The sequence below is a fragment of the Microbacterium sp. bgisy189 genome (genome assembly GCF_965345345.1).
Lineage (GTDB): Bacteria > Actinomycetota > Actinomycetes > Actinomycetales > Microbacteriaceae > Microbacterium.
Genome location: NZ_CBDRMZ010000001.1, coordinates 94304 through 110969, shown reverse-complemented (window position 1 = coordinate 110969; position 16666 = coordinate 94304). Strand labels below are relative to the sequence as shown.

Here is a 16666-nt window from a genome sequence, read left to right as displayed (position 1 = left end):
GCCGTCGTGTACATTTCAGACACAGCGTTGTACACACTGGAAGGTGAGCGGATGCCGACTCCCCCCGCACCCACCCTGCGCGCATTGCTGGCTCGACCCGACCTGCAGCTCACGCTGGCGGGCGACGAGTCCCGTCTGGCCGAAGGCGCCCTCGACGCTCCCCTGCGCTGGGTGCACAGCTCCGATCTGCCCGATCCCACCGCCTTCCTCGTCGACGGGCTCGTGCTGCTGACCACCGGCACCCAGTTCGCCGATGCCGAAGACGACGCTGCCGCCGCAGAATACGTCGAGCGCCTGCAGGCGCACGGGGTGCGCGGGCTGGGTTTCGGCACCGAAGTCGTACGCGCCGGCATCCCACCCGCGCTGCTGCGCACGTGCGAAGCCGTCGGCATGCCGCTGTTCGAAGTGCCGTACCGCACGCCGTTCATCGCGGTCGCCCGCGCCAACGCGGAAGCGATCGCCGCTCAGGCGTACTCGCGTCGCAGCTGGGCACTCGACGCGCAGCGCGCCATCTCACGCGCGGCGCTGCGCCCCGACGGGCTGCGGGCGACCGTGACGGAGCTCGCACGACAGCTCGACCAGTGGGTCGGCCTGTTCGACGGTGCCGGCGCGCTCGTGCAACAGCATCCGGCCGCCTCACTGCCCGCAGGGGCGCTCGACGAGCTGCAGGTCGACGTGCAGCGCCTGCTGCAGAGGGGACACGGGTCGGGTTCTCGCGTCGCCGTCGGCGGCGTGCCGTTCTCGCTGCAGACGCTCGGATCGGGCGGACGGCTCAGCGGGGTGATCGCGATCGCCGGCGAGACCCCGGCGACCGAGGCGCGCGATCTCGTCACGGCCGTGACGGCACTCGCCGAACTCGCCCTCGCCCACAACGTCGTGCTCGGCGGCGCACGCGACGCGCTGCGAGAGGCACTGGTGTCGATGCTGCTCGCCGGACACACCGACGTCGTGGCGCGGGTCGCGGCGCAGGCCTGGGGACCACTGCCGGCGGGTGAGGTCGTCATCGCGTGGGCGACGGTGCAGCCCGAACGCACCGCCGCGCTATCCGACTGGCTCGCGGTGCGCGCCGCAGACGACGCAGTGTTCTTCGGGCGCATCGACGACGGCATGCTTGTGGTGTCCACCGACGCCGAGCTGCCCGATCGCATCGCCAACGAGTTCGACGCGACCGTGGGCATCGCCCCGCGGCATCCGCTGTCTGCTGCGCGCACCGCGTACCGGCAGGCACGCACGGCGCACGCCCGCGCCCGCTCCGGCGAGGCCGCGCGCTTCGCGGATCTTGCCGATCAGGGGATGCTCGCGGCGTTGCACACCGACGACGCGCAGGCACTCGCCCAGCGTCTGCTGCAGCCCGTGCGCGAACACGACCGTGCGCAGGGCACCGCACTGGAGCAGACGCTGCGGGCATGGCTCGCCCACGACGCGCAACTGGATGCTGCCGCACGAACGCTCGGGGTGCACCGTCACACCGTGCGCGCCCGCGTGCAGCAGGCGCAGGAGCTCCTCGGACTCGACCTCGCGTCCTTCCCCGCACGCGCCCAGCTGTGGGCCGCCTTCTCTGCCCTCGGCTGAGCCCGGCGATCGCGAGACTTCACAGATGTCACGTTTTCGCGCGGGAATCGTGACATTCGTGAAGTCTCGCGGCGTCAGGCCTGCGGGGCGTGCGTCTCGAGGAAGTCGTAGAGGTCCGTGGTGTCGACGCCGGGGAACGACCCGGTGGGAAGGGTCGCGAGCAGGGTGCGCGGCGTGCGGACGTTCGGCCACGCCTTGTCGCGCCACTGCGTCTCGAGCTCGGCCGGCGCACGACGGCAGCACACCTCGACGGCGTGCCGCGAGACGCCGCGGTTGGTCGAATCACGCCCGATGAACCATTTCGTGTCGTCGAAGCGCACGCCCACACTCACCGAGTGCGCCCCCTCGCTGGAGGCCTCGACGCGCGCCGTGCACCAGTACGTGCCGTTGCCGGTGTCGGTGTACTGGTAGTACGGGTTGAACTTGTCGGGGATGTCGAAGACGACGCGGCTCGTCCATTTGCGGCAGCACATCTGACCTTCGATGGACCCGAGCCGGTCGGCGGGGAAGTTCACGTCGTCGTTCTCGTATGCCTTGGTGATCGTGCCCGATTCGTGCACCTTCAAGAAGTGCACGGGGATGTCGAGGTGCCGTGTCGCGAGGTTCGTGAAGCGGTGGGCGGCGGTCTCGTACGACACGGCGTACGCGTCGCGCAGGTCTTCGATCGAGATGGCTCGGCGTGACTTCGCGTCCTGCAGGAACCCTGCGGCGTGCGATTCGGGGATCAGGAGCGCACCGGTGAGGTAGTTCGTCTCGACGCGCTGGCGCAGGAACTCGGCGTACGAGCGCGGCTCGCTGTGGCCGAGGATCCGGCTCGACAGCGCCTGCAGCACGGCGGTGCGCGAGTCGGCTTTCGCCGGCACCGTGCTCGACAGGTACAGGCGCCCATTCTTCATGTCGGCGACGCTGCGGGTGGACTGCGGCAGGTCTGACACGTAGTGCAGCGTGAAGCCGAGGTGCGCCGCGATGTCGGAGGTGGTGCGCTGCGTGAGCGGACCACCCGGATGGTCGACGGCCTGCAGGATCGACTGGGCGTGCGCTTCGAGTTCGGCGAAGTAGTTGTCCTGCGTGCGCATGAGGTGTCGCAGTTCGACGTTCGCACGGCGAGCCTCCTCGGGCGTCGCCGAACGCTCGTCGTTGAGGCGCTCGATCTCACCCTGCAGCGAGAGCAGCGCCTTGAGGACGTCGTCGGGGATCGCCTTGCCGATGCGGAACGGCGCGATGCCGAGCGCCTGGAACGTCTGTCCCTTCATGGCGCGCTCGAGGGAGATCTCCATCGTGGAGCGTTCGTCGAGCGGCTGCGCCTCCAGCAGCGCGTCGATCGTCGTGTCGAGCGCTTTGGCGATCGTGCGCAGCAGGGTGAGTTTGGGTTCGCGCTTGCCGGTCTCGATCATCGAGAGCTGGCTCGGAGCGCGCTCGACCGCGGTGGCGAGCTCGTCGAGCGTCATCCCCCGCGTCGTGCGCAGCTGCCGGATGCGGCGGCCGATCGTGAGGGCGTCCGCCTCGTCGAGCGGCTCGTCGACGGATGCCGGGGTCTCCAGGGTCGTCATGACCGGAATTCTGTCACGAACGTAGAAGAACAGCAAAACTTCACACGTGATTTGGTGAAGCATGGCGTCATTCTTCACCCAAAGTGGATGCAAGCCGCCGGGTCACCGGCATCCGACAACGCACAGAAGGACAGGGCCATGGCTCCCACCGCAACGGGCATCGCGCCCATCACCACCACCCTCCACACCGGCATGACGCCCGCGATCGAGATCGTCGGCGCACTGCGACCCCGCTACGACGAGATCCTCACGCCCGAGGCCGTCGAATTCCTCACCGCGCTGCACCACCGGTTCGCCGGTCGCCGCCACGACCGTCTCGCCGACCGCATGCGTCGTCGCTTCGAGATCGGCAACGGGCACGACCCGCAGTTCCGCGACGACACGGCGCACATCCGTGAGGACGCCGACTGGCGCGTCGCCGGCGCAGGGCCCGGGCTGGAGGACCGCCGCGTCGAGATCACCGGACCCACCGACCCGAAGATGACCATCAACGCGCTGAACTCCGGCGCGAAGGTCTGGCTGGCCGACCAGGAGGACGCGACGAGCCCCACGTGGCGGAACGTCATCGAGGGGCAGCTGTCGCTGTTCGACGCGATCCGCGGCCAGCTCTCGTACACCTCCCCCGAGGGGAAGGAGTACGCCGTCACGGCGCAGCGCACGCCCACGATCGTGATGCGCCCCCGCGGTTGGCACATGGTCGAGAACCACATCCAGTTCACCGATCGCACCGGCCGCACGCTCTCCGCGTCGGGTTCGCTGGTCGACTTCGGGCTGTACTTCTTCCACAATGCGAAGCAGCTCATCGCGAACGGCCGCGGCCCGTACTTCTACATCGCGAAGATCGAGAGCGCCGAAGAGGCGAAGCTGTGGGACGACATCTTCACCTTCAGCGAGCAATACATCGGCATCCCGCACGGCACCGTCCGTGCGACCGTGCTGATCGAGACGCTGCCGGCGGCGTTCGAGATGGAGGAGATCCTGTTCGAGCTGCGCGACCACTGCGCGGGCCTGAACGCGGGGCGCTGGGACTATATCTTCTCGATGATCAAGAACTACCGCGGGCGCGGCGCACGCTTCGTGCTGCCCGACCGCAACAAGGTCACGATGACGGTGCCGTTCATGCGCGCCTACACCGAGCTGCTGGTGCAGACCTGCCACAAGCGGGGAGCTTTCGCGATCGGCGGCATGAGCGCATTCATCCCCAACCGCCGCGACCCCGAGGTGACCGCCCAGGCGTTCGAGCGGGTCGCTGCCGACAAGAAGCGAGAGGCCGGCGACGGCTTCGACGGCACCTGGGTCGCCCACCCCGACCTGATCCCGGTGGCGATGGCCGAGTTCGACGCGGTGCTGGGCGACAGCCCGAACCAGGTGAAGCGTCAGCGCGACGAGGTGCACGTGACCGCGCGTCAGCTCATCGACTGCCACATCGGACTGCCGATCACCGCAGAGGGCGTGCATGCCAACGTATCGGTCGCAGTGCGCTACATCGAGGCGTGGCTGCGCGGGCAGGGCGCTGTGGCGATCGACAACCTCATGGAGGATGCCGCGACCGCCGAGATCAGCCGCTCGCAGGTGTGGCAGTGGATCCACCAGGACCGCCAGACCGAAGACGGCACCACGATCACGCCGTCCTACGTCGAGCAGTCGATCCAGCAGGTGTTGGGCGAGGTCGACCGCACCGACGGCGACCGGTTCGACGAGGCGGCCGAGGTGTTCCGCGACGTGGCACTGGGCACCGACTTCCCGACGTTCTTGACGCTCGGGGCCTACAACCGGTACCTGACCGAGACCGACTGACCCGCACCGGCCGGCTGGGGGGCAGCGAAGGGGCGGATGCGTTGCGGCATCCGCCCCTTTCGTCCGCCCGTCTTTCGGCTGCCCCGTCAGGTGATGAGGCCGCGCTCCATCGCGAGCGTGACGGCACGCGTGCGGTCACTCACGCCGAGTTTCTCGAACATCCGCAGCAGGTGCGTCTTCACCGTCGATTCGCCGATCCCGAGGGCGACGGCGATCTGCTTGTTGCTGCGACCGTCGCGCACCAGGCGCAGCACATCGAGTTCACGTTCGCTGAGCGCCTGCGCGGCGGGCTGCCGCATGCGCTCGACGAGGCGCACGGCGACCTGCGGTGACAGCGCGGTCTGCCCCTCGGCGACCGAGCGGATGCCCGCGACGATTTCGTCCTGCGGCGCCGCCTTCAGCAGGTAGCCGCTGGCTCCGGCTTCGATCGCCGCGAGGATCTGATCGTCGGACTCGTACGTCGTGAGGATGAGGATGCGGGCACTACTGCCCGACTGCACGAGCCTCGTCGTCGCACCCACGCCGTCGAGGACGGGCATGCGGAGGTCCATCAGGACGACGTCCGGCTTGGTCTCTTCGACCACCTCGACGGCGGCGGCCCCGTCTGCCGCCTGACCGACGACCTCGAAACCGGGCTCGTCGTCGAGCAGTCCGACGAGTCCCGCCCGCACGATGGGGTGGTCATCGGCGATCACGAGCCGGATCATGCCGTCCCCGCCTGACGAGGCCCGGGAAGGCTGACGGTGAGCGCCGTGCCGCCGCCGTCTCGTGTCACGACGTCGAAGTCGCCACCCGCGAGCGCCACCCGTTCGCGCATGCCGTCCAAGCCGAACCCGGCGCGCGCCGTCGCGGGGTCGAAGCCGCGACCATCGTCGGCAACCGTCAGCGACGCCGACCCGTCGACGCTCGTTCGCACCTCGACCTCGACGCGGCCGGCATCCGCGTGCTTGCGCACGTTCGCGAGCGCCTCCTGCAGGCACCGCAGCAGCACGATCTGCGTCTCACGGTCGACGGGCGCGTCGACGTCGAGCCGCAGGTCGACCGCGAAGCCCACCTCGACCCGGAACCGCTCGGTCAGGCGACCCAGTGCATCGGCGAGCGCGGTCTCGGACGAGACAGCCGCGGTGTGCACGACCAGTTCGCGCGCCTCCCGCAGGGCGTCGCGGGCGAGGTTCTCAACGGTCGACATCGTCTCTGTGGCTGCATCGATCCTGCCGTCCGCGGCTTGTCGCGAGCCCCGCTCGGCGAGGATGACGAGGCCCGCCAGTGTCTGTGTGACCGTGTCGTGGAGGTCACGCGCGATGCGCTCACGCGCTTCGGCGGCGCCCCGTTCACGACTGAGCACTTCGACCTCCGCCTGCGCCGCGGTGAGCTCGCTGATGAGGCGGTCACGCTCGACGCCGTACTCCATGACGCTGCGCAGCCACAGACCGATACCGATCGAGAACGCGCCGACGAGGCCACCGGTCATGCTCGCGAGGAAGAGCCCGCGCGTATTCAGCCCCGACGAGATCAACGTCCCCACGGTGATGCCCACCGCCATCGCGATCGTCGCGAACACGGCTCCTCGCCGCGTCGGCGCCAACAGCCAGCAGATCGGGTTGACGAGCGCGGTCGCCAGCGCGACGAACGGGCTGCCCGCATTGCCGATGAGCATCGCGACCGCGCACGCACTCGCGAATGCGACGAAATGCGTGGAGCGCCCTGCTCTGGCTGCGGGGTATGTCAGGAAGATGTAGCCGAGCCCGACGATCGCGATCGCGACCGCGACGAGGGCCGGCGCGAATGCCGCGAAAGCAGCGGCGTCGGGGATGGCGATCACGGCGATCACCGCGAGCACGCCGACGGCGGCAACGTCCCACCAGCGCGTGTGCGTCATGTTCACAGAGGCTACGCGGCGCCGGGGACTCACCTCGTCAAGCACGACCGAGCCGCCTGGATCGACATCGCCCGGGCCAAGGTCTGCTGTGCGCGCATGCGAGAGCGCCGCGTGAGCGATCGGCCGAAATGATTCGCTCACGCGGCACCCTTCCCCCGCCGACCACCTGACTACGGGCATGCCTGCCCGGAGTACCTCAGCATTCGCGGCATCCCCCAGTTCGTGCGGCCCCCACCGCACAGACGCCGCGACCGACGCGGACGTCGATCGCACCGAGGTGTCGAGTGGTGATCACCCTTCGATCCTCCTGTCTGCTCGCAGACTTCGACAGCCGCCATCAGTCGGAACCGGTGTCCACCATTCGGTGGACACCTCGAGCATTCATCTCGATCCGCCGACACACCATCGTGAGATCGAGTTTCATGCGCGCTGACACCCAGTACTCGACAAAGAATTGACGGACATGCCTGTCCGGTTGTGTGGAAACCCGAGAACTCCCATCCCCGCTCCGCCGCGCCCGCTAGCTTCCTGCCTGTTCGCCGACATCAAAGGAGATTCGTATGCGACGCACGATGGCGTGGGCGGCAGCTGGGGTATTGACCCTGAGCCTGCTCGCCACCTCCCCCGCTACCGCCACGACCGGATCGTTCTACGACCCACCCGCCGACCTGCCAGCCGCCAACGGCGAGCTCGTCCGCGCCGAGCCGATGCAGCTGGCCGCGTCCGTCTCGTTCGGAGGCAGCATCGCACCGCTGCCGGGCGCTGCCACCCGCATCATGTATCGGACGACCGACATGAACGGCGCCCCAGCCGCCGCATCGGGCGTGTACATCGAGCCCACCGTGCGCTGGCGCGGTGACGGCGAGCGCCCCCTCGTCGCCTTCGCCGCGGGCACCCAGGGCCAGGGCGACGCGTGCGCACCGTCGAAGACCCTCGAATCGGGGCTCGTAGTCGAATCGGGCGCCGTCGCCGTCGGGTATGAGATCCCCAGCATCTACGGCCTCCTCGCGCGCGGCATCGCGGTCGTCGTGACCGACTACATCGGCCTCGGCACGACCGATCGCGACCACTCCTACGTCGTGCGGCTCGACTCTGGGCACGCCGTCCTCGACGCCGCCCGCGCCGCCGACGACGTGCCCGGCGCATCGGTAACCGCGTCCTCGCCGATCGGCCTGTTCGGCTACTCGCAAGGAGGCGGTGCAGTCGCCTCGGCTGCCGAACTCGCAGCGACCTACGCGCCCGAACTGCCGATCAAGGGTACGTTCGCAGGCGCCCCGCCCGCCGATCTCGCCGCGGTGTTGCGCTCGGCCGACGGCACCTCGCTGACCGGCGTCATCGGGTGGGCCCTGAACGGTCTGGCCCAGTACGACGCCGAGTTCGCCGCCGCCGTGACGCCCGAACTGAACGAGAAGGGCGTCTCGACACTCGAAGCGCTGAAAGCGGCCTGCATCGGCGACGCGATCATCACGAGCGGGACTGCGTTCAACAAGACGTCGTCGTGGACCACATCGGGCGAGAGCCTGTCGCAGCTCGCCGCGCGACTGCCGGCCGTGCGCGACAGCCTCGCCGAGCAGCGGATCGGCACCATGCTCCCCAACGCGCCCGTGCAGATCCTCACCGGCACGAAGGACGACATCGTCGCCCACCCGCAGGCCAAACAGCTCGCGTCGGACTGGTGCGCACAGGGAGTCGCGGTGACATACGTGCCCGTCATCCAGCCCGTCGGCAGCGGCGGCACGGGGCTGAACCACCTCGCGCCGATGATCACGCGCGCCGCGCTCAGTCAGCAGTGGCTCGTCGACCGACTCGAGGGCGACCGCACGAGCGGCAACTGCAGTTCGCTGCGCTGGCTGCCCTGACGCAGTGACGACACTTTCGGGCGGATGCCGGAAACACCCGGCATCCGCCCGACGCGCACCCTGCGGGGCCACACCGCGACCGGCGCGCCGACTACGCTCTAGATCGTGACCGAACGCGCTCCCCTGTCCCGCAAGCTCTCGAACATCGCCGAGTCGGCGACCCTCAAGGTCGACGCCAAGGCGAAGTCACTGCAGGCCGCCGGCCGCCCCGTCATCTCGTACGCGGCGGGCGAGCCCGACTTCGCGACACCGCAGTTCATCGTCGACGCCGCCGCCGAGGCGCTGCGCGACCCGGCGAACTTCCGCTACACACCCGCCGGCGGGCTGCCCGTGCTGCGCGAGGCGATCGCCGCGAAGACGCTGCGCGACTCGGGGCTCGAGGTCGCGCCGAGCCAGGTCATCGTCACCAACGGCGGCAAGCAGGCCGTGTACCAGGCGTTCCAGGCCGTCGTGAACCCGGGCGACGAGGTGCTGCTTCCCGCGCCGTACTGGACCACCTACCCCGAGGCGATCGCGCTGGCCGACGGCACGCCCGTCGAGGTGTTCGCCGGTGCCGACCAGGACTACAAGGTCACCGTCGAGCAGCTCGAAGCCGCCCGCACCGAAAAGACGACCGTGCTCGTGTTCGTCTCGCCGTCGAACCCGACCGGATCGGTCTACACGCCCGACGAGGTTGCGGCAATCGGCCAGTGGGCCCTGGAGCACGGCATCTGGGTCATCAGCGACGAGATCTACCAGAACCTCATCTACGAGGGCGCCCGCGCCGTCTCGATCGTCGAGGCCGTGCCGGAGCTCGCAGGCCAGACGATCCTGGTGAACGGCGTCGCGAAGACGTACGCGATGACCGGCTGGCGTGTGGGCTGGATGGTCGGTCCCGCCGATGCGATCAAGGTCGCCGCCAACCTGCAGTCGCACCTCAGCTCGAACGTGAACAACGTGGCGCAGCGTGCAGCGCTCGCGGCGCTCACCGGGCCGCAGACCGAGGCCGAGCAGATGCGCGAGGCGTTCGATCGGCGCCGCCGCGTGATCGTGTCGGAGCTTGCGAAGATCGATGGCGTGACGGTGCCGAACCCGCTCGGCGCGTTCTACGTGTACCCCGACGTGCGGGGGCTCCTCGGCCGCGAATGGGCGGGCGTCACCCCGACCACGACGCTCGAGCTGGCCGATCTCATCCTCGAGCAGGCAGAAGTCGCCGTGGTGCCCGGCGAGGCGTTCGGGCCCTCCGGCTACCTGCGCCTGTCGTACGCCCTCGGCGACGACGCTCTGCTCGAAGGCGTGCAGCGCCTGCAGCGCCTGTTCGCCTGACCTGGGAGCGGTCGGCTCAGAGTTCGATGCCGACCAGCACCGGCTCTGGCTGCAGGATGAGGCCGAACTCGGCCTGCACGCGCTGCTGCACGAACCGCGCGAGTTCGGCAACCTCGCCGGCGGTCGCTCCGCCGCGGTTGGTGAGCGCGAGGGCGTGCTTGGTCGACAAGCCGGCGCGCGAGCGCGGGAGTTTGAACCCCTTGCGCAATCCCGCGTGCTCGATGAGCCACGCCGCACTGACCTTGACGTCGGGCTCGGAGCCTGCCGTCGATGGCAGCTGCCCATCCCAGGTGTGGAGCGGGATGACGGCATCTTCGCGGGTTTCGACGGCCATCGGCCAGCGCGGGCACGCGTCGGGAAGCGTGCGCGCGAACGAGGCCGAGATCACGGGGTTCTGGAAGAACGACCCGGCGCTGCGGGTGTCGGGGTCCCCGGCATCGAGCACCATCCCCTTCCCGGCACGGATCGCGAGGACCGTCTCACGGATCCACGCGGGTGTGACGAGCGCGTCGTCGTCGAGACGCAGCGCCTGCCGCAGCTGCTCCCCCCGCACCGGGATCGGGTCGTGGCCCACGACGGTGAGCTCGAGCGTGAGCGACACGATGACCGCCACACGTTCAGCGACGCTGCCGTAGTGGTTCTTCAGCACCGAGGTGCGAAGCCCGAGGCCCAGATCGGATGCCGGCACCACAGACAGGTCGCCGGTGGACTCGTCGAGCAGTTCGACCTCGACGAGGGTCTGCACGATCTCCTGCCCGTAGGCGCCGACGTTCTGGATCGGTGCGGCGCCCGCCGATCCCGGGATTCCCGACATCGCTTCGATGCCGGCGAGGCCGCGGTCGACCGAGTATGCGACGACCGCGTCCCAGTCGTGGCCGGCCTCGATCTTCAGCCGCACGGTTCCCTCGACCGGCGAGGCGACCTCGGTGATCCCCTCCGTGCGCACGAGGACGATCGTGCCGTCGAACGGTTCGTCGGAGGGCAACAGGTTGGAGCCGCCGCCGACGACGAGCCACGGTTCACCGTCCGCCCACAGTGCTCGCAGCGAATCGACGAGTTCGTCGCGCGTGCGGGCCTCGATCATGCGCGTCGGAGCGCCACCGACCTGCAGCGTGGTCAGCTGCGCGAGCGGAAGCGGCGTGATCTCGGGCATGCGTTCAGGCGGCCCGGCGCACGCGCACCTGGGCTTTGCCGAGCACGACCGTCTCACCGTGACTGACCGTCAGGTCGACGCGCACCGTTTCGTCGTCGAGCGCCCCGATCTTCGCGGCCACGGTGACGTCGGCGCCGCCCTCTGCATCGACGACGACGGGGCGGGTGAAGCGCACGCCGTACTCGAGGATGCGACCCGAGTCACCGAGCCATTCGACGATCGTCTCGACGGCGAGTCCCATCGTGAGCATGCCGTGCGCGAGGACACCCGGAAGGCCGACTCGTGCTGCGACGTCGTCGCGGTAGTGGATCGGGTTGAAATCGCCGGAGGCACCCGCGTAGCGCACGAGGGACTCTCGCGTGAGATGGATGGTGCGCTCGGCGACGACTGCACCGACTTCGAGGTCGCTCATGCGTCTTCACCTCCGACCAGCAGCACCGAGATGGCGGTGACGACGTGGGCACCGGTGTCGTCGGTGATCTCGGATTCGCTCGTGACCATGGCGCCCTTTCCGAAAGGTCGCACCCCGGTCACCGACAACTTCGCGGTGAGTGCGTCACCGGCGACGATGGGGCGCGTGTACCGGAATCGCTGCTCGGCGTGCACGGTGCGCTCGAGGACGATGCCGGAGTCCGGAAGGTTCAGCAGCTGCTGCAGCGTCAGATCTTGCACGACAATCGCGAAGGTCGGCGGCGCGACGACGTCGGCGTAGCCGAGCGCCTGCGCTGCCGTCGTGTCTTCGTGCTGGGGGTCGGTCGCGAAGACGGCGCGGGCGAACTCGCGCACCTTCTCTCGTCCGACGAGATACGGGGCGGTGGGCGGGAACTCGCGTCCCACCAGCTCAGGGTTCACAGACACCCCCCGATCCTACCGAGCCGACCGGCCGCCCCGACCCTTCCACGCCTTGACGGCCATCTGCGTCGCGATGAAAACGAGGAAGCCGGCGAACAGCAGGTTCGCGGCGAACGGGTCGAGGTGCAGTGCGATCCATGCGCCGAGCGCAGTCGTCGTGCATGCCGCGACGCCGATGAGCGCAGCGGCCGGCAGATCCACGTTCTTGCGTCGGATGTTGCCGATCGTGCCCGAGATGGCCGTCGGGATCATCATGAGCAGCGAGGTGCCCTTCGCGATCACGTCGCTCGTGCCGAACAGCAGGATCAGCGCCGGAACGACGATGATGCCGCCACCCACGCCGAGCAGACCCGACAGGATGCCGGTGATCACACCGAGCACGACCAGCCCGACGCCCGACCACACGTCGATGTCGAGTCCCGCGTCTCGCGACGGGATGACGATGAAGAGCATGATGACGACGACGGCGAGGAAGCCGATGAAGCCCCAGCGCAGGGCGTTCTGCGGGAGGCGTGCGAGCAGCCACGTGCCGATCTGGGCTCCCACGACAGCCCCCGCGGCGAGGACGAGCGCCGGAATCCACGCGACCGAGTCGCTGAGCGCGTACGAGACGACGCCGACGCTCGCAGTCGGCACGATCGCGGCCAGCGACGTGCCTGAGGCCAGTCGCTGGTCGAAGCCGAGGATGAGCACGAGCAGTGGAACGATGACCGTGCCGCCGCCGACGCCGAACAGGCCCGACAACAGTCCCGCCGCCAGGCCCACGGCCAGGCACGTGATGATGAACCGGGGCGTGCGCTCGCGCACATCGGACCCCTCACCCGCGAGCGGACTCACGCTTCCGGCACCTTCGGCGCCGGTGCTGCCGATGCGGCGGTCTGCTCGCCTGACAGTTCGTCAGTCACCGACTCGGCGGACTCGTCAGCGTGGTCGAGGACAGGCTCGTCTTGCGCGTCGATCGCATGCTCGAACTGGGACTGGTACAGCCGCCAGTAGGCGCCCTGTTGCGCGATGAGCTCGTCGTGGTTGCCCTGCTCGACGATGTCACCGTGCTCCATCACGAGGATGAGGTCGGCGTCGCGGATGGTCGACAGCCGGTGCGCGATCACGAAGGAGGTTCGCCCTTCGCGCAGCGCCGACATGGCGTGCTGCAGCAGCAGCTCGGTGCGGGTGTCGACCGAGCTCGTCGCCTCGTCGAGGATGAGCACCGCGGGCTGCGCAACGAACGCGCGCGCGATCGTGATGAGCTGCTTCTCACCCGCAGACACGTTCGCCGCATCCTCGTCGAGGACCGTGTCATAGCCCTCAGGAAGCGAGTGCACGAACTTGTCGACGCGGGTGGCGACAGCAGCCTCTGCGACCTCTTCGTCTGTTGCGGACTGGCGACCGTAGCGGATGTTCTCGCGGATGCTGCCCGCGAACAGCCACGGGTCCTGCAGCACCATGCCGGTGCGTGAGCGCACGTCGTCACGCGTGAGCTGGGCGATGTCCTGCCCGTCGAGCAGGATGCGCCCGCCGTCGAGCTCGTAGAAGCGCATCAGCAGGTTGACGAGCGTGGTCTTTCCGGCACCGGTCGGACCGACGATCGCGACCGTCTGACCCGGCTCGACGCGGAACGACAGGTCGCGGATGAGCGGCTTGTCGGGGCTGTAGGCGAACGAGACGTGCTCGAACTCGATGACACCGGGGCCGGGGACGAGTTCGGGGCCGTCTGCGTCGTCGGCGTCTTGCTCGTCCTCGTCGAGCAGTTCGAACACGCGCTCTGCCGAGGCGGTGCCGGACTGCACGACCGCGGCCATGCCGCCCAGCTCGGACAGGGGCTGGGTGAACTGCTGCGAGTACTGGATGAACGCCTGCACGCTGCCGAGGCTCAGCTGCCCCGCTGCGACCATGAGCCCACCGAGGACGGCGATGCCGACGTAGGTGAGGCTGCCGATGAACATCATGCCCGGCATGATCATGCCGGAGAGGAACTGCGCCTTGAACGCGGCCTGGTAGAGCTCTTCGTTCTCTTCTTGGAACTTCTCGCGGCTGTCGGCCTCGCGACCGTACACGCGCACGAGCGCGTGGCCGGAGAAGGACTCCTCGACACGCGCGTTGAGGCGCCCGACCTTGCGCCACTGCGTCGCGAAGGCCTTCTGCGAGCGAGGTCCGATGATGCCGAAGATGACGCCCATGAGCGGCAGGGCGACGAGCGAGACGAGCGCGAGCTGCCACGAGATGGAGAACATCATCGTGAGCACGCCGACGACGGTGAGCACGTTGGTGATCGCCGTCGACAGCGACTGCTGCATCGTCTGGGTGATGTTGTCGATGTCGTTCGTGACGCGCGAAATGAGCTCACCGCGTTGCACCTTGTCGAAGTACGACAGCGGCAGACGGTTGATCTTCGCCTCGACGTCCTCACGCAGACGCCACATCGTGCGCACCATGATGATGTTGATGACGAAGCCCTGCAGCCAGGTGAGGATGGCGGAGCCGACGTAGATCGCCAGCACGCCCACGACGATCCACTTGAGCTGTTCGAAGTCGACGCCGGCGCCGACCTCGAAGTTCTGCATGGCGCCGACCATGTTGGCCATCTCGCCCTGCCCGGCCGCCTCGAGCGCCGCGACGACATCGGCCTGCGAGGTGCCCGCCGGGAACTGGTCGGCGAGCGCAGTCGAGAAGACCCCCTGGAAGATCACGTCGGTGGCGGCACCGAGCACCTTCGGCGCGATGACGGCGAGCACGACGCCGATGGCGCCGAGGATCGACACGAAGACGAACGCGGCCGCCGACGGACGCAGCAGTCCGATCATGCGCTTGAAGCTGGGGCCGAACTGCGACGCCTTGCCCGGTGCCACACTGTCCCAATCGCCCGAGTTCAGGCGCGCCTGCTCGGCGAGTTCGAGCTCGAGCTTCTCGTCTTCGCTGAGGGTCTCGGTCGTGTTCACGTTCTCCCCGGCGCTCATGCGTCAACTCCGAGCTGCGATTCGACGATCTCGCGGTAGGTCTCGCTGGTCTCGAGCAGCTCTTCGTGGGTGCCGAGGCCGACCATGCGGCCGTCTTCGAGCACGACGATGCGGTCCGCATCGGTCACCGTCGAGATGCGCTGCGCGACGACGATCTTCGTGATGTCGGGCATCTCACGCCACAGCGCCTGTCGCAGCCTGGCATCCGTCGTCAGGTCGAGGGCAGAGAACGAGTCGTCGAACACGAGCACGTCGGGGCGTCGCACGACGGCCCGCGCGATCGAGAGTCGCTGCCGCTGACCGCCCGAGACGTTCGTGCCGCCCTGCGCGATGCGCGCGTCCAGGCCACCGGCCATTTCGGCGACGAACTCCCTGCCCTGCGCGATCTCGAGGGCGTGCCAGAGCTCTTCGTCGCTCGCATCCTCCTTGCCGAAGCGAAGGTTGCTGGCGACGGTGCCGGTGAACAGGAACGCCTTCTGCGGCACGTAGCCGATGCCCTGCCAGAGCCGGTCGAGATCGGCTTCACGCACGTCGACGCCGGCGACGCGCACAGCGCCCGCCGTCGCGTCGAACAGGCGCGGGATCAGCGAGACGAGCGTTGACTTGCCCGACCCGGTCGAGCCGACGATCGCGACGGTCTCGCCGGGCGCGGCGCGGAAGCTGATGCCCTGCAGCACCGGCACGTCGGCCCCGGGATAGGTGAAGGTGACGTCATCGAACTCGACGGTGCCTGGAGCGGTGAACTCGGTGATCGGCTGCGCCGGGCGCTCGAGTCGGTCATCACTGTCGAGCACTTCGCCGATGCGGTCGGCCGACACGGCGGCACGCGGGATCATGATCGTCATGAACGTCGCCATGAGCACACCCATGAGGATCTGACCGACGTACTGCATGAAGGCGAACAGGGTGCCGATCTCGACGTTGCCGGCATCGACCTGGATGCCGCCGAACCAGATCACGCCGACGACGGTCACGTTGAGCACGAGCATCGCGAGCGGGAACATGATCACGAACAGCGAACCGACCTTGCGGCCGACGACCATGATGTCGGTGTTGGCGACGCGGAAGCGGTCTTCTTCGATGCGCTCACGTACGAACGCGCGCACGACGCGCACGCCGGTGAGCTGTTCCCGCATGATGCGGTTCACGTTGTCGAGCTTGGTCTGATACGCGCGGAACAGCGGCACCATGCGGCTGATGATGAGCACGGCGATCACGAGCAGCACCGGCACCGAGACGGCGATGAGCCAGCTCAAGCCGACGTCCTGCTGGACCGCCATGATGATGCCGCCGATCGCCAGCAGGGGCGCGGTGACGAGCATCGTGGCGCCCATCATCGCGAGCATCTGCACCTGCTGCACGTCGTTGGTGTTGCGCGTGATGAGGGTGCCGGGGCCGAAGCGCGACACCTCACGTTCGCTGAAGCCGCTCACCTTCTGGAAGACGTCGCGGCGGATGTCGCGACCGACGCTCATGGCCGCACGCGCCGCGAAGTAGGTCGCGATGATCGAGGCGACGATCTGGCCGAGGGCGATGCCGAGCATGAGCACACCGTTCGACCAGATGTAGGCGGTGTCACCGTTGGTGACGCCCTTGTCGATGATGTCCGCGTTCAGTCGGGGCAGGTACAGCGAGGCCATCGCCGAGGCGAACTGGAAGATCAGCACGCCCGCGAGCAACAGCTTGTACTGCCGCAGATAGCGGACGAGGAGTTTTCCGAGCATGCGCGAGCTTCCCAGACGGCG

General features: G+C 68.6%; 13 protein-coding genes. 4 read left to right on the top strand and 9 right to left on the bottom strand.

Translation table 11 applies throughout. The features are described 5' to 3' along the window. Positions 1 to 51: 51 nt before the first annotated feature. Entirely contained in the window at positions 52 to 1572 is a 1521-nt protein-coding gene (locus ACSF8R_RS00580; protein ID WP_434809898.1) for a PucR family transcriptional regulator, read from the top strand. A gap of 74 nt (positions 1573 to 1646) precedes the next feature. Here the strand turns inward: ACSF8R_RS00580 and ACSF8R_RS00575 are convergent, their stop codons facing one another. After that, on the bottom strand, positions 1647 to 3122 hold the full coding sequence (locus ACSF8R_RS00575) for a helix-turn-helix domain-containing protein (protein WP_434809897.1): 1476 nt from the start codon (positions 3120 to 3122) through the stop codon (positions 1647 to 1649). 138 nt (positions 3123 to 3260) lie between these two features. On the opposite strand from ACSF8R_RS00575, the gene aceB reads away from it, so the two are divergent. Beyond that, positions 3261 to 4919 (top strand): malate synthase A, encoded by a 1659-nt coding sequence (gene aceB / locus ACSF8R_RS00570; RefSeq protein WP_434809895.1) that lies wholly within the window; start codon positions 3261 to 3263, stop codon positions 4917 to 4919. A gap of 86 nt (positions 4920 to 5005) precedes the next feature. On the opposite strand, the gene ACSF8R_RS00565 is transcribed toward aceB, so the two are convergent. Next, a complete protein-coding gene (locus tag ACSF8R_RS00565) occupies positions 5006 to 5626 on the bottom strand; it encodes a response regulator (RefSeq protein WP_434809894.1) in 621 nt (206 codons plus the stop codon). Further along, the gene (locus ACSF8R_RS00560; RefSeq protein WP_434809892.1) at positions 5623 to 6798 is read right to left on the bottom strand and encodes a sensor histidine kinase; all 1176 of its coding nucleotides are present in this window, start codon (positions 6796 to 6798) and stop codon (positions 5623 to 5625) included. The genes ACSF8R_RS00565 and ACSF8R_RS00560 overlap by 4 nt, the downstream gene beginning before the upstream one ends. A 560-nt stretch (positions 6799 to 7358) precedes the next feature. Here ACSF8R_RS00560 and ACSF8R_RS00555 point away from each other — a divergent pair. After that, on the top strand, positions 7359 to 8657 hold the full coding sequence (locus ACSF8R_RS00555; RefSeq protein ID WP_434809891.1) for a lipase family protein: 1299 nt from the start codon (positions 7359 to 7361) through the stop codon (positions 8655 to 8657). Between the two features lie 105 nt (positions 8658 to 8762). Beyond that, entirely contained in the window at positions 8763 to 9962 is a 1200-nt protein-coding gene (locus ACSF8R_RS00550; protein WP_434809890.1) for a pyridoxal phosphate-dependent aminotransferase, read from the top strand. A gap of 16 nt (positions 9963 to 9978) precedes the next feature. On the opposite strand, the gene ACSF8R_RS00545 is transcribed toward ACSF8R_RS00550, so the two are convergent. Genes ACSF8R_RS00545 through ACSF8R_RS00520 form a run of 6 tightly spaced genes read right to left on the bottom strand, consistent with a single transcriptional unit; the run spans position 9979 to position 16645 of the window. Beyond that, positions 9979 to 11115 carry a UDP-N-acetylmuramate dehydrogenase gene (locus ACSF8R_RS00545; protein WP_434809889.1) on the bottom strand — a complete coding sequence of 379 codons (1137 nt, stop codon included), beginning with the start codon at positions 11113 to 11115 and terminating at the stop codon, positions 9979 to 9981. Between the two features lie 4 nt (positions 11116 to 11119). Further along, positions 11120 to 11527: a MaoC family dehydratase gene (locus ACSF8R_RS00540; protein ID WP_434809888.1), complete on the bottom strand. Its 408-nt coding sequence runs from the start codon at positions 11525 to 11527 to the stop codon at positions 11120 to 11122. Next, positions 11524 to 11973: an FAS1-like dehydratase domain-containing protein gene (locus ACSF8R_RS00535; RefSeq protein ID WP_434809887.1), complete on the bottom strand. Its 450-nt coding sequence runs from the start codon at positions 11971 to 11973 to the stop codon at positions 11524 to 11526. Before ACSF8R_RS00535 ends, ACSF8R_RS00540 begins: the two co-directional genes overlap by 4 nt. Before the next feature lie 9 nt (positions 11974 to 11982). Further along, positions 11983 to 12804, bottom strand: coding sequence for a sulfite exporter TauE/SafE family protein (locus tag ACSF8R_RS00530; protein WP_434809885.1), 822 nt, complete (start codon positions 12802 to 12804; stop codon positions 11983 to 11985). After that, entirely contained in the window at positions 12801 to 14921 is a 2121-nt protein-coding gene (locus ACSF8R_RS00525) for an ABC transporter ATP-binding protein (protein ID WP_434809883.1), read from the bottom strand. Before ACSF8R_RS00525 ends, ACSF8R_RS00530 begins: the two co-directional genes overlap by 4 nt. Beyond that, complete coding sequence (locus ACSF8R_RS00520) at positions 14918 to 16645, bottom strand: ABC transporter ATP-binding protein (RefSeq protein ID WP_434809882.1); 1728 nt, start codon at positions 16643 to 16645, stop codon at positions 14918 to 14920. Before ACSF8R_RS00520 ends, ACSF8R_RS00525 begins: the two co-directional genes overlap by 4 nt. Positions 16646 to 16666 lie beyond the last annotated feature (21 nt).